Raw genomic sequence first — 20,252 nt, forward strand, 5'->3', positions numbered from 1 at the left:
CGACCGGCCGGCTGACGTGTTCAGTCCCTCGCGTGTGCGAGCAGGCGGTCCAGGGGTTCGAGGTCGAACGGGGTGTCCAGGCCGAGGATGACGTGGGTGGCGCCGGCCTTGAGGTAGGCGTCGACCTCGTCCACCTCCGCCGTCTCGATCATCGTGGTGCGCTCGATCTCGGCGGGGTCGCGGCCCAGCTCGGCGCACCAGCGGTCGAGGACGGCGCTCTTGTGGGCGAAGCGCTCCGCCGAACCGAAGTCGTTCCACATGTCCGCGTACCGGGCCACGATGCGCAGGGTCACCTTCTCACCGCCGCCGCCGATCAGCAGTGGCACCCGTGCTGCCGACGGGACCAGCGCGGCCAGGCGGGACCGTACGGTCCGCACGCCGTCCTCCAGCGCCCGCAGCCGTTCGCCGGCGCCGCCGAACCGGTAGCCGAACTCGGTGTAGTCCCGCTCGAACCAACCGGCGCCCAGGCCCAGGATCAGGCGACCGTCGCTGATCTGGTCGACCGTGCCCGCCATGGCCGCGAGCAGGTTGGGGTTGCGGTAGCTGTTGCACGTCACGAGCGAGCCGAACCGGACGCGCCGGGTGTCGGCGGCGAGCGCGGCCAGCGTGGTCCAGCACTCGTAGTTCGCGCCGTCCGGGTCGCCGTAGAGCGGATAGAAGTGGTCCCAGGTCCAGACGGTGTCCACACCGAGCTCGTCCGCCGCACGCCAACCCTCGCGTAGCTGAGCCATCTCGCAGTGCTGCGGCTTGAAGAGCACGCCGACCTTGAATCGAGCCATGACCGTCTCCTCTGGATTTACGCGTTATCGAGTCGAGGATGCCCGCCACGGCCCCGCAAAACCTCTTCACAATTGCTGTTCCGCCGTCATGAAGGCACACGCGGAGTGGATTTCCGCGCTCGGCAATCGAGAAGAAATATGGAGCCGGGGAGGTCATTAGGTTCAGCGGCAGATACCGCTCTTCGCACCACCGGATCCCTGCCCGGTGCCGTGCACCGAACCATGGAGGCCCGCGATGGGTAAATGCCCGATCATGCTCGATCCTGAGGGGCGTGACATTCATGCCGAAGCTGCCCGGATCCGCGCCGAGGGCCCGGTCACCCTCGTCGAGGTTCCCGGTGGCTACCACGCCTGGTGCGTCACGTCGTACGACATTGGCAGGAAGCTGCTCGCCGGTGACCAGCTCTCCAAGAACGCGAAGGAGGACTGGCCCCCGTTCGTGCGCGGCGAGGTGCCGCACGACTGGGAGCTCATCACCTGGGTGGCGATGGACAACCTGACCGTTCGTGACGGCGCCGACCACGACCGGCTGCGCAAGCTGGTGTCGCACGCCTTCACGCCGCGCGAGGTCGAGAAGGCCCGACCCCGCGTCGAGTCGATCGTGCAGCGGCTGCTGGACGACATGGAGGCCAGTACGCGGCCGGGCGAGACGGTCGACATCAAGGGGCAGTTCACGTACGCACTGACCGCCACGCTCATCTGCGATCTCTTCGGCGTGCCGGAGGAGGTGCGGGAGGAAGCGCTCAAGGGCACCAAGCAGAACAGCCTGACCAACCACACCGGCGAGATGGCCGCGGCGAACCTCGACCAGTGGCACGACGCCATGTCCAAGCTCGCCGCCCGCCGCCGTCAGGACCCGGGAGACGACCTGACCAGCGTCCTGATCGCCGCGAACGAGGACGGCGAGACGCTCTCCAACGAGGAGCTGATCGGTAGCCTGCACGTCCTGCTCGGCGCGGGATCGGAGACGTTGAGCAACGTGCTGGCCCACTGCATCATCGACCTGAGCACCCACCGCGACCAGCTGGAGCTGATCCGCACCGGGCAGTACACCTGGATGGACGCCTTCGACGAGGCCGTCCGCAAGGACGCCGCCGTCGCCCAGCTGCCCTTCCGCTACGCGAAGGAGGACATCGACGTCGCCGGCGTCCACATCGCCAAGGGCGACCTGGTCCTCATCGCGTACGCCGGGATCGGCCGGGACCCGGCGCTGCACGGCGACACCGCCAACGACTTCGACATCACCCGCCCGGACAAGACGAACCTGTCCTTCGGGCACGGCGAGCACTACTGCCTGGGGCGGCCGCTGGCCACGATGCAGTCGATGGTGGCGCTGCCGGCCCTCTTCGAGCGCTTTCCCGACCTGACCCTGGCCGTGCCGCGCGAGGAACTGCCCCCGCAGGGCTCGTTCATCATGAACGGCTACGACCGCGTGCCGATGTACCTCACCGCCGCGGTCCCCGCGGTCGCCTGAGCCCCGTGCCGACCGTCATGGCGGTGGCCACCACGATGGTGGCCACCGCCATGCGTACGTCCTGGGTTTCCCTGAGACGGTCTGGCGCGGGCTCAGGGCAGTCGCGTCAGACCGGCGCCGGACAGCAGGTGCACGGTGCCGGGCGGGGTCGGGTCGCCGCCGAGCCGCAGGAAGGCCGCACCCGCCGCCTCCGGCGTCAGCACCGGGCGCATGGGCTCGACGAACGTCTCGGGCGGGACGCCGGCGCGCTCGGCGTACGCGTCGACCGCCGCCCGGCCGAGGCCGGTTTCCGGAGTGAGCTGCGGCAGCACCGTGTGGAACGTGATGTCCAGCCCGGCACGTGCGGCCTCCTGGGCCGCGTAGTCGGCGAGGAAGCGTACTGTCGCTTTGCCTCCGGCGTAGCCGCCGCTGAGCACGGAGCCCTTCAGCGCGGCGCCGCTGCTGGTCACGATGACCCGGCTGCCGGGCGCCAGGGGCTGCCGCAACACCTGACGCAGCCAGAGGAACGCGATGCGCACGTCGGTGTTCCAGGGGGTGGAGAACGACTCCCAGGTCTGCTCCGTCAGCGGACGCAGCTCGGGTGCGGCGCCGGCTACCAGGGCGAGGACGTCCGGCGGGTTCCGGCGGAGGACGTCGAGGCTGGCCGGGTCGGTGGCGTCCGCGTCGACCAGGCTCAGGTTGCCGTGCGCGCCGGCCAGGGCGGCCAGCGGTGCGGTGTTCCGCGACAGGGCGGTCACCGTCGCGCCAGCCGCCAGGAACGCCTCGGTCACCCCACGGCCGAGGCCACGGCTCGCGCCGACCACGAGCACCTTCCGATCGGACCAGTAACTCATCTCGTCCACCATTCATGATGCCGTCGGTCAATTGGTCACCGTAAAGCTACGATCCTGGTCGAGCCCGATCTTCTTTCAGAATGCGCGGTTCCGCACGACGCTCTGATGTGTCTTTTCCGGCCGACGCCCAGGGGTTAACGTGACTTCCTGAATTCCCGGCAACGACCTTCAGCGCTTCATGCAGCCGCCCGTTTGCGCCATCCGCTTCCCGGCGGGGGCACGATGGGGCCGTACCAGGAGGAGACCCCGTGCAGACAACCGAGACGTCACACCGAACCGATCTGACGAAGAGGGCGGCCGACATTGTCCCGGTGCTCCGGAAGAATTCGTTGTGGCAGGAGGAGAACCGCCGGCTCGCCGACGAGAGTGTCGAGGCGATGACGGCTGCCGGAATCTTCCGCATGCGTACCGCGGCGCGCTTCGGCGGGTACGAGGTGGACGCCCACACACTGCTGGACGTCGGCATCGAGCTGGGTCGCGGCGACGGCGCCGCGGCGTTCGACGTCGCCGCCTGGTGGATCACCTCGTGGAACGTCGGCCTGTTCCCGGACGAGGTGCAGGACGAGATCTTCGCCGACCCGGACGCCCGGATCAGTGGAACGCTGGCGCTCAACGGCACCGGAGTCCCCAAGGACGGCGGCATCGTGGTCAACGGTGAGTGGGCGTTCAACAGTGGCGCCGCGCACAGCGGGTGGAAGCTGCTCTCCACCCTGCTCATCCCGTCCGAGGGCGAGCCCGAGCCGGTGATGGCAGTGGTGCCGATGAGCGCGCTGCGCATCGTGGACGACTGGCACGTGTCCGCGCTCTCCGGGACCGGCAGCGTCAGGGCCGTCGCGGAGGATGTCTTCGTGCCCGGCGCCAACATCATGCGGATCGCCGCGTTCACCGCCGGCGAGTACGCGTCCGAGCGCAACCGGGACCTGCCGATGTTCCAGTCGCCACTGGTCGCGGCGGTGGCGGCGTCGACCTCCGGCAAGATGATCGGCATGGCGCGTGCTGCCGAGGAGCAGTTCTATGCCCGGATCAACGAACGGCCCATCTCCAACACCAACTACGAGCGCCAGGCGGACGCGCCGATCACGCACCTGCAGGCGGCCGACGCCGCCCTCAAGATCGACGAGGCCGAGGGGCACGCGCGCAGGCTCGCCACGTTGGTGGACGAGCGCGGTCTGACGCGGGAGCCGTGGACGGTCCGCGACCGCGCGTACGCCAGGGCCGTGGCGGGTCGTGTGCCGCAGCTGACCGCCGAGGCGGTCGACATCCTGGCCGGCGCGTGTGGCGCATCGTCGATCTACACGCGGGAGCCGATCCAGCGGATCCGGCGCGACGTCCGCGCGGTCACCCTGCACGCTCTGCATCTGCCGACGACCACGATGGAGCTCTACGGCCGGGTGCTGTGCGGCCTGGAGCCCAACACGTTCTTCATCTGATCGGTCCACCAGCTCGCGGATGTCCACCGATACGTCGGTGGGCATCCGCGCGCGCGTACACGGATGCGTCCGGCGACCCGCTCCGAGCCGGCACCGAATTCCATCGCCGGCGGGACCAGGCGGCCGGCACTTCTCGGACGTTGCGCCCTGCCGACCCGGCGCACGCTGGAAGACGCCAGGACGGCGCGGCTCCGGCCACGATGGTCATCAGTTGCCATCGATGGACGGCCGACGGAAGTGGGTAGCAGATGACCACCAACACACAAGCTCCGGTCCTGGACGGATCGGACCAGGCGGCGATCGGCGCCGTGTCGGCCCGGATGGTGAAGGCCTGGGCGGCCCATGACGCCGACGCCTTCGCCGACCTGTTCGCCGAGGACGGCACGCTCATCCTGCCGGGCGTGTACGTGAAGGGCCGCACGGCCATTCGCGACTACATGGCGGATGCCTACCAGGGCGTGTACGCCGGCACGACCGTCACCGGGAAGCCGATCGACGTCAAGCCCCTCGGGCCCGGCGCGGTCGCGTTGTTGACCGTCGGCGGGGTGATCGCGGCCGGGAGCACCGACCTGGCCTCCGCGGACGCCATCCGGGCCTCGTGGATCCTCGTCAAGCGCGACGACGCCTGGGTGCTCTCGGTCTACCAGAACTGCCCGCGTGACCCAGCCTGAGTAGCACGTTCTGAGGGCCGGCCAGCTGGCCGGCCCTCACGCGTCAGCTCCGCCGGCGTCACCGGCACAGTCAGTCCGTCGGCGCCGCCCCGCCGGGCCGACGTCCCTGTCCGGTCGACCCGTGTGCCTCGGCGCATCGGCTTCGGGTGTCAGGCGCGGTCGCCGTCGTCGGCCGTCCCCTGGTTCGCCGGCACGAGGCCGAATCGGCGGGACAGGTGATGCTGCTGCCCGAGCTGGCGCATCGCCGCGAACGCCTGGTGTAGCAGGACGTTGCGCGCGAGGGCCTCGATGCGCGCGGTGCGGTCGTTCGCGATCCGACCGACCTCGTGCCGGGCGAGCCGGTCGGCTGCCTCCCGGTAGACGTCGAGAAAGTCCGGATCGCAGTCGCAGCCCAGGCGCCGCATCGCGGCGAGCGCGAGGGTGAGGTGTGAGCGGGCGGCGGCGTCCGGGTTGACCTGCCAGCCGGACGATTCGATGATGCGGTTCGCGTCGGCACGGGCGAGATCGAGGCTCTCGTCCTCCTCGGCGGCGGTGTCCTTGCCCGCCATCGACACCTGGTTGAGCACCTCGAACAGCTCGATCGACGACAGGTGCTCGTCCTCGGCGGCGATCAGGAGCCGCCGTACCGACGTGAGGTCGAGTTCACCGATGGAGGTGAATATCTTGATCAGCCGAAGGCGTCGTAGGTGATTCTTATTGTAAAGTGCCTGGTTGCGTCCCGTGGGTTCGCCGGGTGGGAGCAGGCGTTCGCGCAGGTAGAACTTGATCGTCCCGACCGGCACCCCGGACTGCCGACTCAGGTCAGATATTCGCATCGTGGCTCCCGGTGATCAACGTTTCAGGCCCGTGGATCGCGACCGCTCGTGCTAGCTGTGGCTGCGCCGCGGAAATAACGCTGTCGTTGCGGCGTCGCTGCCGGCGGAGGTCGTCGTGGCTGTCCTGGGCTGGTGTGGACCGAGAAGCACGGGTGATCGGCTCCTTCCGGGTGGTGCCGGATGCGCAATCGAGGTGGCTGATGGTTGCGCCGTCCGATAGGAGACTAGGAGACTCGGACATACTTCGGCAACCCTTAATTACCACACAAACACTGTTAGTAACCAGAGCTGGCCTCCCAATCATGCCCGTCAGTGGCCGGTGAACGGATCGGCGTGACCCGCGTTCCGCGAGCCACGCCCGTTGTCGCGGTTGACCGCACAAATAGAACTGTCCACCATGAAAGCCCTGGCTGAGACACGTATCTGAGGCCCCGCCGGCATGCTGATCACGTATCTGGCCGGTGTTACCGGCGGGTATCGTCGCAGGGGCGGCCGATGACGGCAGGAGGCCGGCCCGACCTGCTGGCACGCCGTCCAGAGTCCGTCACCGCCAATCCGCCACGACCGGCTGCGTGCACTCCGAGCAGTGCCAATGGTGATCAATTCCAGTCATGCGCCGACGGATCAAGGCCGCCCGGCCGACCTGGACCGCTTCGGCCACGAGGTGTGCATATATCGGTGATTCACGCTATCCATATCCAGTAGCGCCAATACCCGCTGCTTCTCCACGATTGCGTCGCGCGCTCACCCAGGGTTGATTGCCGACGTGCCGTCCGATAGTGTTGCGATAAGTCGAGAGATCATTCGACGTAATTGACCGCACTGTTCCGGCTTTTATATTCAATTGTCAGGTAGGCGCGCACATATCTGACTGCCACGAGTTGAATGATGCAGCGGAACAGCACCTGGGGGAGTGTCATGAAAGACGTTTCTGAGCAGGCGGTGCTGCGGGCAGTCGCAGCGATGCATGACCGCATGGGTGAACAGTTGACTGTCGACGACATGGCCCGTGCTGCAATGTTCAGCAAATTCCACTTCACTCGCATCTTCCGGCGGGTGACCGGTGTGTCGCCGGCCCGCTTCCTCTCGGCGCTGCGCCTGCAGCGGGCGAAGGACCTGCTCATCACCACATCGATGAACGTCGCGGACATCAGCGTCCGCGTGGGTTACAACAGCGTCGGTACGTTCAGTTGGCGGTTCAGCCGCAGCGTCGGTATGTCGCCCACCGCGTTCCGTCGACACGCCGGCTACACGCAGTCTATCCACCCGCACTTCGAGTGGCGCTCCGGCCGATCGCCGAGCGGCCAGGTGTCGTGCCAGGTCCGTCTCGCCGAGGACGATGACCACCCGCTTATTTTCGTCGGTCTGTTCAGCGGCCGTATCCCGGAAGGACGTCCGGCGCGGTGCGCCGTTCTGCAGCAACCCGGCTGGGTCCACTTCGACGCGGTTCCCCTGGGCTCGTGGTACCTGTTGGCCCAGTCGGTGTCGGCCGATCCGGACGGTGCCGAGCAGCGCGCCGACGTGGCCGATCGTGCCGTGTCGGTGGCGACGTACGGCCCGCTCACGGTCCGCGCCGACTCGAAGGTCACCGCGAACATGGTGCTGCGGCGCAGCAGCGCACTGGATCCGCCGGTGCTGCTCGCCCTGCTCGACGCGCGCAAGTACGCGCTGAGCCAGGCCCAGCACGGCAGTACCGCGGTGCGGGACCGGGTGGGCGCGGCCGCCTGAGGACGTCACCCCGCAGGGCAGGAGGCGGCCGAGTCCGGGCGTGGGTGTGCCGATGCGCGAGGCGTGCGGTCACCGGCGGGCCCGCAAACAGCGGGAGCAATCGGGGAATCTGACGCGGGAGGTTCTGATGGTCGCGAGACGGGTTGCTTCCTCGGTCGCTCAGAAGCACGTCAGGTTCCTGACCGTCGTGCCCGCCGCGACGGCGCGTGGACTCGTCGCGGCGGTGTATCGCCAGGTCGCCGAGGAATTCCAGATCGTGGTGCCGCCGGCGTTGTTGCACTCGCCGTCCGACGATGTCCTGGCCGCCTACTGGACCCTCACCCGGGAGCCGCTGTTGCCGGCCGGAGTGGTGGACCGCGCTGTCAAGGAAGCGGTCGCGGCAACGGTGTCGGTGGCCAACACCTGTCCCTACTGCGCCGATCTGCACGTGGCGGGCCTCTTCGAACTCTCCGACGAGCGCGACGCCGAGGCGATCGCCGCGGACCGGCCTGACGAGATCGCCGACATCCGAATGCGGCGCTTCGTGCAATGGGCCCGCGGCGCACACCGTGCCGACGGGCCGCCCCTGCCGGCCGGAGTGTCCGAAGTGGAGCGAGCGGAGCTGGTCGGGGTCGTGGTGGGCTTCCATTACCTGAGCCGCGTGGTCAACGTCTTCCTTGCCAACTCGCTGCTGCCGCAGGGCCTCGGCCCACGCGCGCGGCGCCGGCTCAATCAGGGGCTCGGCCGGGTGCTCCGGCCCACCCTCCGAGGACAGCACCTCGCCGGCCGAGCCACCCGCCTGCTCGACGCCGCGCCGCCGACCTCGGACGTCAGTTGGGCCTCGGGCAGCCCACGCATCGCGGACGCGATGGCGCGCTCCTACCGCGTCTTCGAGGTCGCCGGCGAGCGCTCGCTCGACCCCGCGGTCCGCAGCCTCGTGGTGACCCGGCTCGACGGGTGGGCCGGGGAGGACGCCGGCCTCAGCACCCGCTGGTGCGAGGAGCTGATCGAGCCGCTGACCGCACCGCAGCGGGCGGCGGCACGTCTCGCGCTGCTCACCGCGTTCGCCTCCTACCGGGTCGGCCCCGAGGTCGTCGAGGATTTCCGCCGCCACCATCCGGCGGACGCCACGCTGGTCGACGTGGCCGCCTGGGCCAGCTTCGCCGCAGCCCGTCGGATCGGGGTCCGGCAGAGCGCACACGAGGAGAAGAACGGCGGACGCCCGCGGCGTGACAATGGCGCTGTCGTGCCTCGCGAGTCGTGAAAGGCGCGTACGAAGAGCCAACGCCGGTGGGAACCAGTGTCGTTTCTCGTTGGCCCCGTGCTGTGTTGATGCGGCGCGTGAATCGAACCCCACGGAATAGGAGAACCGAATGGTGGTCGCACCGGTTCGCACACTCAACCATGCCTATCACCGGGCAGCGCTCGGGGGCTTCCTGGTGATCACGCTCGCGCACTGGGCCGAACACCTGGTCCAGGCTTACCAGATCTGGGTGCTCGGCTGGGCCCGTCCCCAGGCGCGCGGCGTGCTCGGGCAGTTCCTCCCGTGGCTGGTGACCTCGGAATGGATGCACTACGGGTACGCGCTGGTCATGTTGGTCGGCCTGTTCCTGCTCCGCCCCGGCTTCGTCGGCCGGGCCCGCACCTGGTGGACGGTCGCCCTGGTGATCCAGTTCTGGCACCACATCGAGCACTTCCTGCTGCTGTTGCAGGCGCAGCTGCACACCAACTTCTTCGGCGCGGCGGTGCCGACCAGCGTCCTGCAACTGATCTACCCGCGGGTCGAACTGCACCTGTTCTACAACTCGGTCGTGTTCCTGCCGATGATCATCGGGATGTATCTGCACCTGCGCCCGAACGATCGGGAACTGGAGCAGACGCGCTGCAACTGCGTGCAGACGCAGCCGCACCCGAGCGTCGTAGCGGCCTGACCGTGTCCCGTCGGACCCGCCTGCTCATCGCCGCCGTGCTGGTCCTGCTGCCACTGGGTTTGCTCGTCGCGGTCACCGACCGCGCGCCGGCGGTACGCCTGATGGGCAGCTCGCCCGCCGACGCGCAGAGCCTGACGACGGCGCCGGGCGAGGCACGACTGAACCTGTCGGCGGCCGCCGACCCCGCGCTGTCGCACCTCTCGGTCGTCGACAGCGCGGGGCGGCGGGTGGACTCCGGTGCCGTGACCGCCGGGCCGGGCGACATCCTGCGGGTGCCCGTCCGGATCGAGGCCAACGGCACATACACGGTCGTCTACCACGTCATCGGCGTCGCTGGCGGACAGACCAGCGGCGTCATCCGCTTCGCCGTCGGCACGCAGGCGTCCGGCGCCACGGCCGCCGACGCCGACGCGGGGCACGAGCACGGCGTCGACGGTCTCAGCGCGGTACTGCTCCTGGTCAATCTCGTCACGGTCGTCGTCCTGGTGATCCTGCTCGTCCGCCGACCAGCGCCACGCCGCGTACCTCCGCGGTAGCGCCCTTGACGAGCCGCATGGTGAAGGGCCCCGGATGCCGAGACATCCGGGGCCCTTCACCGTGCGGTTCAGCTCCGCAGGGCCGCGACGAACGAGCGCAGGTCACCGACCAGCAGGTCCGGCTGCTCCATGGCGGCGAAGTGGCCACCCCGCTCGAACTCGGTCCACTGCACGATGTTCGGGAAGCCACGCTCGGCGAAGCGCCGGACCGGCTGGCCGGGGTCGCGGGGGAAGATCGCCACGCCCAGGGGCACCGGCAGGGGCGGGGGAGGCGGCGGGGGAGTCTTGGCGATGGGCAGGAGCTCGGCGTTGTCGTAGTAGAAGTGGGCCGACGACGCGCCGGCGCCGGTCAGCCAGTACAGCATCACGTTGGTGAGGATCCGGTCGCGGTCGATCGCCTCTTCGGGGGCCTTGGTCGAGTCGCTCCACTCGTGCAGCTTCTCGACGATCCAGGCGAGCTGGCCCACCGGCGAGTCGTTCAGGGCGTACGCCAGCGTCTGCGGCCGGGTGGCCTGGATCTTCATGTACCCGGACTGGTCGTCGACGTAGTTCATCAACAGCCCCAGCCGTCCCCCCTCGACCTCGGTCAGCCCGGCCAGATCGGCGGGGTCGCCCGAGGGTGGCGTCGGCAGGAAGTTCACGTGCGCCCCGATGACGTGCTCGTGATCGAGGCCCGCCAACACCAGGCTGATCCAGGCGCCGAAGTCGCCGCCCTGGACGACGTACCGCTCGTAGCCCAGCCCGGCCATCAGCTCGGCCCAGGCGGCGGCGACCCGCGGCATGGTCCAGCCCGGACCGCTGGGGGGCCCGGAGAATCCGAAACCGGGAATGGTGGGAATGACCAGGTGGCAGGCGGTCGCGGGGTCGCCACCGTGTGCCCGCGGATCGGTGAGCGGCCCGATGATGTCGGTGAACTCGGCGAAGGAACCGGGCCAGCCGTGCGTGATGATCATGGGCGTGGCGTCCGGCTCGGGGGAGCGCACGTGCAGGAAGTGCACGGTGGTGCCGCCGACCTCGGTGGTGAACTGCGGGAAGGAGTTGAGCCGGGTCTCGGCGGCACGCCAGTCGTAACCGGTTCGCCAGTACTCCACCAATTCGCGCAGGTAGGTCGCCGGCACGCCCCGGCTCCAGTCCTCGGCGGGCGAGTCGGCAGGCCAGCGCGTGTCGGCGAGACGGCGGCGCAGGTCGTCCACGGCGGCTTGCGTAATGTCGATCCGGAACGGTTTCATGCGGCAATCCTCACTCGATGAGGGAACGGAACGCCATTCCTCGCGACAAGAGACATCGCGGCGGCGTCCGCGGACCATGTTAGCGATGCGAAGGTGGGCCGGAAAGGCTTCCGGAATCCCTTTCCGGACAGAGCATTCTGGAAGAAGTAATGGCGCTTCCGGTCGATACCATAACTGGCAACAATTGATTCTTGTCCCAATCCAGGAGGCTGACGGTAATGGGCGTTCCGCTGATTGCGCATGCGGTGGTCCTCGGCGGCAGCGTCGCCGGATCACTGGCGGCCCGGGTGTTGTCCCCGGCCTGCGAGAGGGTCACCGTCGTCGACCGCGACGACCTCTTCGGGCCGGTGGAGCCCCGCCAGGCGGCGCCACAGGGCCACCACATCCACGCTCTGCTCGCCCGCGGCCAGCAGATCCTGGAGGAGCTGTTCCCGGGTTTCACCGACGAGCTGGTGGCCGGCGGGGTGCCGATCGGCGACTTCGGCACCAGCCTCAGCTGGTACTTCAACGGCCAGATGATCCGTAAGGCCGAGACCGGGCTGGTCTGCGTCGCGAGTGGTCGGCCGCTGCTCGAGTCGCGCGTACGGGCCCGGGTTCGGGCCCTCGGCAACGTCACCTATCGAGAGCGCACCGACATCGTGGGTCTGGTCGCGTCGCCGGACCGGCAGCGGATAGCCGGCGTCCGCGTGCAGGGACGGGCGCCGGGCGCACCCGAGGAGGTCCTCGACGCCGATCTGGTCGTCGACACCACCGGACGCGGCTCGCGGACGCCGCTCTGGCTGGAGGAGCTGGGCTACCAGCGGGTCCCGGAGGAACGGGTCAAGATGGACCTGACGTACACCACTATGGACTTTCACGGCCCGCTGTCGTTCGACCCGATCGGCGAGGACATCGCGCTGCTCCCGGTCGCCACCCCGGCGCAGCCGCGCGGCGCGATCTTCGCCCGGATGCCCGACCGGTACGCCGTCTCGCTGACCGGCATCCTGGGCGACCGGCCGCCGACCGACCACGAGGGCTTCCTGGCGTACGTGCAGTCCCTGCCCGTGCCGGAGATCTACAAGGCGGTCCGCGACGCCGAGCCGATGGGGCCGGCGGCTTCTTTCCGGTTCCCGGCGAGCATCCGTCGACGCTACGATCGGCTGGCGCGGACGCCGGATGGGCTGATCGTCCTCGGTGACGCCGCGTGCGTCTTCAACCCCGTCTACGGCCAGGGCATGACGGTGGCGGCGATGTCCGCCCGATTGCTTGGTGAACACGTGCTCTCCGGTCCGCCGGCGCCGCGGGCCTTCTTCCGCGACCTGTCCCGGCTCATCGACGCGCCCTGGGACATGTCAGCCGGAGCCGACCTCGGCTTCCCCGGTGTCGTGGGCCGACGGACGGCGAAGGTGCGGATGGGCAATCTGTACATCCCCCGCCTGCAGGCGGCAGCGGCTCACGACGGCGTGCTGACGACTGCCTTCCTGCGCTCCGCGGGCCTCGTCGACCCGCCGCAGGCTCTCATGCGCCCCGCGATCATCTCCCGCGTGCTGCGCTCGCGGCGCTGACCCGCTTCAGCCATCGAGACGAAGGACAGCGACATGGACACAGCTCAGCTCGCCGGCACCGCAGCGCCGCCGGACTCGCGCCGATGGTGGGCGCTCGTCCTGCTGTGCACCGCGAACTTCATGGTCATCCTCGACACGCAGATCGTCATCCTGGCGCTGCCGACGATCGGCGCCGACCTGCGACTGGCGCCCAGCGCGGCCCAGTGGGTGCTCAGCGCCAACCTTGTCACCTTCGGTGGCCTGCTGCTGCTCGGTGGCCGAGCCGCCGACCTGCTCGGGCGTCGCCGGATGTTCTTCGCCGGCACGGTGCTGTTCCTGCTGGTCTCGCTGGCCTCGGGCTTCGCGTGGAACGGCGAGGTGCTGATCGCCGCCCGGGCCGTGCACGGCCTCTCGGCGGCTCTGATGGCGCCGACCGCGCTCTCGATCCTCACCAGCATGTTCCCGGAGGGCCGCGAGCGGCATCTCGCCCTGGCCGGCTGGGCCGGCATCGCCGGTGTCGGCGCGACCGTGGGTCTGCTCATCGGCGGCTGGCTCACCAGCAGCTTCGGCTGGCCCGCCGTCTTCTTCGTCAACGTGCCGGTGGCGCTTCTGATGCTGGCCCTGATCCCGGTCCTGCTGCGCGAGAGCCGGGACCTGAACGCCACGCGCACGTACGACGTCGCGGGCGCCGTGACGAGCACCGCGGCGCTGGTGCTCGTGATCTACGCCCTCGTGACCGCGCCGGCGGAGGGCTGGCTCAGCGTCCAGACCCTGAGCACCGCCGCCGCCGCGATCGTGCTGGCCCTGGTGTTCGTCGCCATCGAGGCCCGGTCCAGCGTGCCCCTGCTGCCGCTGCGGCTGCTGCGCTCGGCGTCTCTGGTCGGCGGCAACCTGGTCATGGTCACCATGATCATGTGTGCCTTCGGGATGTCGCTGGCGATCGCCCAGTACACCCAGGGCCCGCTCGGGGACACCCCGCTGGAATCCGGCATCCGGCAGTCGATCATGCCACTGATGGCGTTGGTCGGTTCGTACGCCGGGCAGTCGTTCATCACGCGGTACGGCTTTCGGCCGGTGGCGGCGATCTGCCTCGTCCTGCTCGGTGCCGGCAGCCTGCTGCTGGCGCAGGCGGTGGCGGCCGGTGGCTCGTCCGTCGGGCTGTTCATCGGGCTGTTCGTCTTCGGCACCGGCCTGGGGCTCGGCACGGTAGCGGCCTCGGCGGCTGCTCTCGCCGGTGTCGCCGAGACCGATCTCGGCCTCGCGTCGGGGATGAACACCGCCTCCCAGCAGATCGGCGGCGGTCTGGGGATCGCCATCGTGTCGACCGTGCTCGTCTCCTTCTCGGCCGACGCCGGGCCCGCGGCGGGCTTCCGCCCCGCGTTCATCACCTGCGCGATCTTCACCGCCCTCGGGCTCGTCATCGCCATCGCCCTGCTGGGCGGACGCCGGCAGGTCGCCCCCACCGAACTCGCGACCGTCCCCCGGCACTGACCGGGCTGTCCGGACGCCATCGAACTGAGAGGCAGAACAGTGACCGAACACCAGTATCCCAAGGTGATCGCCGACCTGGCCGCCGACGGCGACGACCTCGACCGCCTGGTCAGCGACCTCGACGTGGCCGCGTGGGCGCTGCCGACCCCCGCGCCCGGCTGGACCGTCGCCCACCAGATCGCCCACCTCGCGGCCACCTTCCGCATGGCCGGACTCGCGGCGGCCGACCCCGACCAGTTCGTCGCCATGACGGGACGGCTGGGCGCCGACTTCAACGCCAACGTGACCGCGGCACTGTCCGGCTACCTCGCCGAGGAACCCGCCGAGTTGTTGCGGCGCTGGCGTGAGGAGCGGGCGTGGGCCGAGAAGGCGCTGGGCGCCCTGCCGATGAACCAGCTCGTCCCGTGGTTGGTGCGCCCGCTGCCGGCGGCGGTGCTGGCCATGGCCGGGATGATGGAACTCTTCGCCCACGGCCAGGACATCGCCGACGCCCTCGGCGTCCGGCGCACGTTCACCGACCGGATCGGGCAGATCGTGGGATTCGCGGTCCGGACCTGGGACTTCGGTTACCAGGCGCGCGGCCTCGAAACCCCGGACGTCGAGTTCCGCTTCGAGATCACCGCGCCGTCCGGCGCGCTGTGGGAGTTCGGCCCAGCCGAGTCGCCGGAGCGCGTCACCGGGCCCGCTGAGGACTTCTGCCTCCTGGTCACCCGCCGCCGGCACCGCGACGATCTCGCGGTCCGTGCCCAGGGGGACGTCGCCACGCACTGGTTGGAGATCGCCCAGGCCTATCGGGGCCCCGCCGGCCCAGGCCGGGAGCCGGGTCAGTTCGCCAACTGATCTGAGGCGTCGTCGCCGGGTGGACACACCCGGCGGCGACGCCGGTCCCACCCGACCATGCGGGACCACGCCGAAAGCCCAGCGCAGGGCCGGGAACCGACCGGGCACGCTCGGAGACGCGCAGCTCCTCGAACCCGGCCAGGATGAAATCGTCGCGGTGACCGCCGCCGTGGCACCGAACGAAGGGTGGCCGGTATGTCGAGAGTGTTCGGGTCGATGCGCCGCATGGTTCTCGCGCCTTCGCTGGAGCAGGTCTCCTTCGCCGCGCTCGGATTCCCGGTCACGGCCTCCGCCACCACAGTCCACCTGGAGGCGATCCCGCAGGCGGTGGTCTGCGGCTTCGAGTGGGGGATCGAGGGTCCGAGCGTCGCCGAGCTGGAACGCCGGCTCGCTCTCGTGGACCCGGAACGTCGTGGCTTCGCCTACGAGGGCGCGACGATGGCCTACACCGTGCTCGATGCGACGGCAGGCGGTTCCCGTACCCGTGAGTTGCTGGAAGGGCCGGGGCGCCCGCACTACTTCCTCGCCTGCATCGGCATCGGCTTCGCGATGGCCCGGCTGCCGCGCGTGTTGTGGCGCAAGGTGCTGCCGGACCTCACCGGGATCCCCTACCACCCGACGATGAGCTGGCTGGCCGTCGACGGCTACGGCTTCGACAAGGCGTACTTCGACCAGGCCACCTGGATCGTCGGGCAGCGACGGCCGCGGCCGTACCCGTGGCAGGGGCACGCCGACTACTTCCCGCGGGCGTTCGACCAGGGCGTCGGCCGGGCGCTGTGGTTCCGGCACGCGGCCGATCCGGCGGCGGTGGCCGCGACCGTCGACGGCTTCGCGGCCCCGCGCCGCGCGGACCTGTGGAGCGGTGTGGGACTGGCCGCGACGTTCGCCGGCGGGTGCGACACCGCGGGCTTCGAGTCGTTGCGGTCGTTGGCCGGCGAGTACGGCCCGCACCTCGCCCAGGGCGCGGTCTTCGCGGCCAAGGCGCGGACGTGGGCGGGCTACTGCCCGGAGCACACCGACGCGGCGGCGCGGGCGCTGACCGGCCTGTCGTCGGAGGCCGCCGCCGAGCTGGCCGATGCCGCGGCGGTCGACGCGCCCGCCGACGGCCTGGCCTACGAGGAGTGGCGGCGGGTGATCCGTGAGCGGGTCATTCAGCCCGCCGGCGTCAGCGACAGCTAGGACCCGCGCGCGGACGACGACCAGAGGAGCCTTCGATGACCACCAACAACGCCGATCCGGCGGCGCTGGCGCCCCGTGATCTCGCCATCTTCGTCAAGAGCACCCCGATGCCGGACGTCCGCGCGCTGATGAGTGGGGAACGCCGGGACGCCCTGTTGCAGGAGATCTTTCGGCGGATGCCGGACGTGTTCCGGGCCGACCGGGCCGCCGGTCTCGACGCCGTCATCCACTGGGTGATCGGTGACCGGCCCGACCGCGGTGTCGACCGCTACCAGCTGGAGATCGCGGACGGGGTGTGCCGGGTGTCGCCCGTCGCCGATCGCGAGCCCAAGCTGACGCTGACGATCGGCGGCGCCGACTTCCTGCTGGTGGTGACCGGCAACGCGCATCCGGTCGTGCTGACGATGAAGGGCCGACTGCGGACCCGGGGCGACCTCGCGCTGATCGCGAAGTTCCCCTCCCTGTTCGACGTGCCGAAGGTCTGACAGGGCCGGCTCGGCCGGCTCGGCCGGCCCCGGCCGAGGCCGGCCGACGTTCGCCGGTCAACCCGCCGTTTCGTACGCCGTGGCGAGCGCGTCGCCGTGCCGGCGTGCCGCGGTCAGGGCGGCCCAGGCCGCCAGGCCGAGCAACGCCGCGTCGTCGTGGCCCTCGGCACGGACCGCGGCCACCGCCGAGTCGGGCACCCGGTACGAGGCGAAGGCGACGAGCATCGCCAGTCGTCCGGTTGCCCGGTCCGCAGAGGACAGACCCGCCAGCCGTGAGTCGAGCCAGTCCGCCACCCCCGCCAGGTCGTCCGGAGCCTCGTCGTCGACGAGGCACTCGCGTACCAGCAGGCGTACGGCAGGAGGCACCGACCGCTGCCCGGCGTCCTCGATCACCGCCGCCGCTCCCGTCATGGCGGCGGCGACGTGTGGCAGCCCCGCCGCCCAGCGGAGGTCGTCCGGCAGGCGCCGCACCGTGCCGGCCGTGCCGGGCAGCAACGGCAGGGACTGCCCGGCCACCGCCTCCCGGCCGGCCAGCCGACCCATCAACCGTGCCGCGACGCTCCGGGCGCCACCGAGCAGGGGAGCGGGAACCGCCGCCAGCGGTGAGTCCCGCAGGAAGACGTTCACCATGCGGTTGAGGTAGTGGAAGTCGACGGCCACGCCGATCAGCTCCGGCGACAGGACCGTCGGAAGCGGCGAGGCGCCCCGGCGCCCGAGCCCGCGTACGGCTGCCTGGTGGACGTCCACGCAGTAGGGACAGGTGTTGGCAGCCGACACCGCGGCCGCCACCGCCTCGCGCTCCCGACGGCTCGTCGTGCCCGAGACGAGCAGGGTCTCCCGCAGGATGCACCAGGCCGCGGCGAGCAGTCCCGGCGCGGCGGCGTGCAGGGCGATGGGCGGTGCGAGCAGGCCGAAGTCGCGTTCGACCTGCTCGTACACCTGACGGACCCGCACCGGCGCGGCCTCCGGAGGTACCGGGGTGACGTGTCGCAGGTGCGCGAAGGTGGCCCGCCGCGTGAGCCCGGCGACCGTGAAACTCATGACCGCAGGCGGGCGATCGCACGCCGTCCGGCGGTCTCGCCGTCCGGCGACGGCGCACCGTAGGTCACCTCGACACCCCGCTCCTGTGCGGCCCGCACGATGCCCGGCATGGCGCGTTCGGCGAGGGCCGCGATCGTCGAGGCCGGGTTGACCGTCAACGCGCCGGGCACCGCGGAACCGTCGGTCACGAAGATGCCCGGGTGCCCGCGCAGCTCGTGGCGGTCGTCCAGGGCCGAGGTCGCCGGGTCGTCGCCGATGCGGCACGAGGCGAGGGGATGCACGGTGTACGCGCCCACCAGGTCGTTCGTCCACGGCATCACGCGGGACAGCCCGTCGCGCTCAAGGATGTCCTTGACGTCGGCGTCGGCCAGCGACCATCCGCGCCACGTGTTCGCCGTGGGCCGGTACCGCAGCGGGCCGTGGCCCAGCATCTGCTGCGAGAAGCGGTGGGCGTTGCCGGTCTCCGGCGGCGGGCCGAAGACGCCCTCGTTGTCGTCCTCCGACATCGTGAAGATCGTCAGCCACGACTGCCAGCGGCGCAGCATCTCCTTCTTGTCCCGGCCGAACCAGCTGGGGCTCGCGTCGGGCACCTGCGCCAGGATCGTGCCCAGCGCGGGCGGGAAGTAGAGCTGTTCGAGGGAGTAGCGCTCGAACTCGGGCAGGGCGCCGTCGAGCCGGTCCCAGCTGGCGACCGTCGGACCTCGCCCGATCTGGTACGCCTCGTAGGCCCGTCCGTCCGGCCGCGACAGCTTCAGCACCTCGCGGACCCGATCCTCGTCGAACACGGCCGTGTTGAGGCGCTCACCGTTGCCGGAGAAGTACCGCCCGACCGCGTGCGGCATCCGGCCCAGGTGCGGCTCCGAGCGTTGCAGGATCACCGGTGTGGCGCCCGCGCCGGCGGCGATCACGACGATCTTCGCGTCGATCGTCCCCTCGCCGTGCAGGATCCGGTAGTCCTCCTCGTCGACGACGCGATAGTGGACCCGGTAGCTGCCGTCGGCGTTACGGACCAGGTGCTGCACCTCGTGCAGCGGCCGGATCTCGGCGCCGTGCGCCAGGGCGGCCGGCAGGTAGTTGAGCAGCAGCGAGCGTTTGGCGTCGAAGCGGCAGCCGGCCATCATCCAGTTGCAGTTCGTGCACATGCCCACGTCGATGGCCGACGGCGCCGGGTTGGCGGTACGTCCGGCGTGGTGGCAGGCGGCGGCGAACAGGCCACCGGCGTACGGGACCCGGTCCCACGTCTGCTGGGTCACCGGCAGCGCCTCGGCCACCCGGTCGTACCAGGGCTCCAGGGTGTCGCGGCTGATGGCGGCGGGCCACATGCGTCGCCCGATGCTGCCGTGGCGCTCGAAGACGAAGCGTGGCGCCCGCGGCATCGTGGCGAAGTAGACCACGCTGCCGCCACCAACGCAGTTGCCGCCCAGCACGCTCATGCCGTCGCCGATGACGAAGTCGAAGACCCGGGTGTACGACGCGCCCAGCTTGAAGTCGTGCTCGAAATCGTCGGCCTTGAGCCACGGGCCACGCTCGAAGACCTTCACCCGGGCCCCGCCGGCGGCGAGGTGGTACGCGGCAATGGCGCCGCCGAAGCCGCTGCCGATGACCAGGACGTCGGTGGACTCGGTGGCCGTCATGCCGGGCTCCCCGTGGCGGTGGTGGACGGGTGGGGGTTGGCGAGCTGCCGGCCGTACGAGAACGTGGGGAACCGCCAGAGCCCGTCCGGGTCGGGCGTCTCGTACCTCATCGCCAGCAGGCCCGGATGCCCGGCGGCCAACGCGTCCACGGTGTGCAGGTGTGGCGCGCTGTCGAAGGCCATGTTGCAGAAGAGCGCCAGCCCCACCCACATCTGCTTGTCCGGGTGATCGGGGCTGGTCAGCTTCTCGATCAGCGCGGTCCGGGCCTCGAACGGCAGGCCCACGAAGGGCGGCAGGTCCGGGTTCAGGTCGAGGCCCGTGGCGGCGGCGTGCTCCCGGGCGTACTCGTCGAGTTCCACGCAGATCGTGTCGAGCGCCGGCGCCAGCCCTCCGGCGGGGTCTTCGAGCAGTTCGATCGCGCCGCCCGTGACGGCACCGCCGCCGACGTCGACGCCGGCGATCGCCGCATCGTCAGGGCCGCGTTTCTCGCCCGGGATGATGGTGTCGGCGAATGCCTCCAGAATCATCGTGCGCACCCGGTGTTCGGCCGCTTCGTCGGATTCCACGGCACGCTCCTTTGCGGAAGTCCGGACGTCAATTCCGGAGGTGTCGTTCGGATGCCAGTCATCGTGGTATGGGCCACCCCCCGCGTTC

19 protein-coding genes are annotated in these 20,252 nt (G+C 70.3%); 12 read left to right on the forward strand and 7 right to left on the reverse strand.

Annotated features, from left to right (window positions below):
* Positions 1 to 20: 20 nt before the first annotated feature.
* Positions 21 to 779, reverse strand: a complete 759-nt coding sequence (locus ACFYPR_RS25670; RefSeq protein ID WP_354856224.1) for an LLM class F420-dependent oxidoreductase — start codon at positions 777 to 779, stop codon at positions 21 to 23.
* Between the two features lie 235 nt (positions 780 to 1,014).
* Between ACFYPR_RS25670 and ACFYPR_RS25675 the strand changes: the two genes are divergently transcribed.
* Positions 1,015 to 2,253, forward strand: coding sequence for a cytochrome P450 (locus tag ACFYPR_RS25675; protein WP_354856223.1), 1,239 nt, complete (start codon positions 1,015 to 1,017; stop codon positions 2,251 to 2,253).
* 92 nt (positions 2,254 to 2,345) lie between these two features.
* Here ACFYPR_RS25675 and ACFYPR_RS25680 read toward each other — a convergent pair whose 3' ends face one another.
* Positions 2,346 to 3,086, reverse strand: a complete 741-nt coding sequence (locus ACFYPR_RS25680) for an SDR family oxidoreductase (protein ID WP_354856222.1) — start codon at positions 3,084 to 3,086, stop codon at positions 2,346 to 2,348.
* 248 nt (positions 3,087 to 3,334) lie between these two features.
* Here ACFYPR_RS25680 and ACFYPR_RS25685 point away from each other — a divergent pair, with 248 nt between their 5' ends.
* Positions 3,335 to 4,516 carry an acyl-CoA dehydrogenase gene (locus ACFYPR_RS25685; RefSeq protein ID WP_354856221.1) on the forward strand — a complete coding sequence of 394 codons (1,182 nt, stop codon included), beginning with the start codon at positions 3,335 to 3,337 and terminating at the stop codon, positions 4,514 to 4,516.
* 248 nt (positions 4,517 to 4,764) lie between these two features.
* Positions 4,765 to 5,187 (forward strand): SgcJ/EcaC family oxidoreductase, encoded by a 423-nt coding sequence (locus ACFYPR_RS25690; RefSeq protein WP_354856220.1) that lies wholly within the window; start codon positions 4,765 to 4,767, stop codon positions 5,185 to 5,187.
* Between the two features lie 149 nt (positions 5,188 to 5,336).
* Here ACFYPR_RS25690 and ACFYPR_RS25695 read toward each other — a convergent pair whose 3' ends face one another.
* Positions 5,337 to 6,002, reverse strand: a complete 666-nt coding sequence (locus tag ACFYPR_RS25695) for a MerR family transcriptional regulator (RefSeq protein ID WP_354856219.1) — start codon at positions 6,000 to 6,002, stop codon at positions 5,337 to 5,339.
* Between the two features lie 918 nt (positions 6,003 to 6,920).
* Between ACFYPR_RS25695 and ACFYPR_RS25700 the strand changes: the two genes are divergently transcribed.
* The 4 genes from ACFYPR_RS25700 (at position 6,921) to ACFYPR_RS25715 (ending at position 10,176) form a co-directional block, all read left to right on the forward strand.
* Positions 6,921 to 7,730, forward strand: coding sequence for a helix-turn-helix transcriptional regulator (locus ACFYPR_RS25700; RefSeq protein ID WP_354856235.1), 810 nt, complete (start codon positions 6,921 to 6,923; stop codon positions 7,728 to 7,730).
* Positions 7,731 to 7,857: 127 nt separating this feature from the next.
* Entirely contained in the window at positions 7,858 to 8,973 is a 1,116-nt protein-coding gene (locus ACFYPR_RS25705) for a carboxymuconolactone decarboxylase family protein (RefSeq protein ID WP_354856218.1), read from the forward strand.
* Between the two features lie 109 nt (positions 8,974 to 9,082).
* Entirely contained in the window at positions 9,083 to 9,640 is a 558-nt protein-coding gene (locus ACFYPR_RS25710; protein WP_354856217.1) for a hypothetical protein, read from the forward strand.
* A gap of 2 nt (positions 9,641 to 9,642) precedes the next feature.
* Entirely contained in the window at positions 9,643 to 10,176 is a 534-nt protein-coding gene (locus tag ACFYPR_RS25715) for a copper resistance CopC family protein (RefSeq protein WP_354856216.1), read from the forward strand.
* 68 nt (positions 10,177 to 10,244) lie between these two features.
* Here the strand turns inward: ACFYPR_RS25715 and ACFYPR_RS25720 are convergent, their stop codons facing one another.
* Positions 10,245 to 11,405, reverse strand: coding sequence for an epoxide hydrolase family protein (locus ACFYPR_RS25720; RefSeq protein ID WP_354856215.1), 1,161 nt, complete (start codon positions 11,403 to 11,405; stop codon positions 10,245 to 10,247).
* Between the two features lie 218 nt (positions 11,406 to 11,623).
* Here ACFYPR_RS25720 and ACFYPR_RS25725 point away from each other — a divergent pair, with 218 nt between their 5' ends.
* The 5 genes from ACFYPR_RS25725 to ACFYPR_RS25745 all read left to right on the forward strand — a co-directional run bounded on the left by ACFYPR_RS25725 (position 11,624) and on the right by ACFYPR_RS25745 (position 16,923).
* Positions 11,624 to 12,949, forward strand: a complete 1,326-nt coding sequence (locus ACFYPR_RS25725; RefSeq protein WP_354856214.1) for an FAD-binding monooxygenase — start codon at positions 11,624 to 11,626, stop codon at positions 12,947 to 12,949.
* A gap of 33 nt (positions 12,950 to 12,982) precedes the next feature.
* Positions 12,983 to 14,419 (forward strand): MFS transporter, encoded by a 1,437-nt coding sequence (locus ACFYPR_RS25730; RefSeq protein ID WP_354856213.1) that lies wholly within the window; start codon positions 12,983 to 12,985, stop codon positions 14,417 to 14,419.
* Between the two features lie 39 nt (positions 14,420 to 14,458).
* On the forward strand, positions 14,459 to 15,259 hold the full coding sequence (locus ACFYPR_RS25735; protein WP_354856212.1) for a TIGR03084 family metal-binding protein: 801 nt from the start codon (positions 14,459 to 14,461) through the stop codon (positions 15,257 to 15,259).
* Positions 15,260 to 15,454: 195 nt separating this feature from the next.
* The gene (locus ACFYPR_RS25740; protein WP_354856211.1) at positions 15,455 to 16,438 is read left to right on the forward strand and encodes a DUF1702 family protein; all 984 of its coding nucleotides are present in this window, start codon (positions 15,455 to 15,457) and stop codon (positions 16,436 to 16,438) included.
* A gap of 35 nt (positions 16,439 to 16,473) precedes the next feature.
* Positions 16,474 to 16,923, forward strand: coding sequence for an SCP2 sterol-binding domain-containing protein (locus tag ACFYPR_RS25745; protein WP_354856210.1), 450 nt, complete (start codon positions 16,474 to 16,476; stop codon positions 16,921 to 16,923).
* Between the two features lie 57 nt (positions 16,924 to 16,980).
* Here ACFYPR_RS25745 and ACFYPR_RS25750 read toward each other — a convergent pair whose 3' ends face one another.
* The 3 genes from ACFYPR_RS25750 to ACFYPR_RS25760 are packed head-to-tail and all read right to left on the reverse strand — an operon-like array spanning position 16,981 to position 20,164.
* A complete protein-coding gene (locus ACFYPR_RS25750; protein WP_387262857.1) occupies positions 16,981 to 17,964 on the reverse strand; it encodes a carboxymuconolactone decarboxylase family protein in 984 nt (327 codons plus the stop codon).
* Positions 17,961 to 19,598, reverse strand: coding sequence for a GMC family oxidoreductase (locus ACFYPR_RS25755; protein WP_354856208.1), 1,638 nt, complete (start codon positions 19,596 to 19,598; stop codon positions 17,961 to 17,963). Before ACFYPR_RS25755 ends, ACFYPR_RS25750 begins: the two co-directional genes overlap by 4 nt.
* Positions 19,595 to 20,164 carry a DUF5987 family protein gene (locus ACFYPR_RS25760; RefSeq protein WP_387262860.1) on the reverse strand — a complete coding sequence of 190 codons (570 nt, stop codon included), beginning with the start codon at positions 20,162 to 20,164 and terminating at the stop codon, positions 19,595 to 19,597. Before ACFYPR_RS25760 ends, ACFYPR_RS25755 begins: the two co-directional genes overlap by 4 nt.
* Positions 20,165 to 20,252 lie beyond the last annotated feature (88 nt).

Source organism: Micromonospora sp. NPDC005254 (assembly GCF_042872525.1).
GTDB lineage: Bacteria > Actinomycetota > Actinomycetes > Mycobacteriales > Micromonosporaceae > Micromonospora.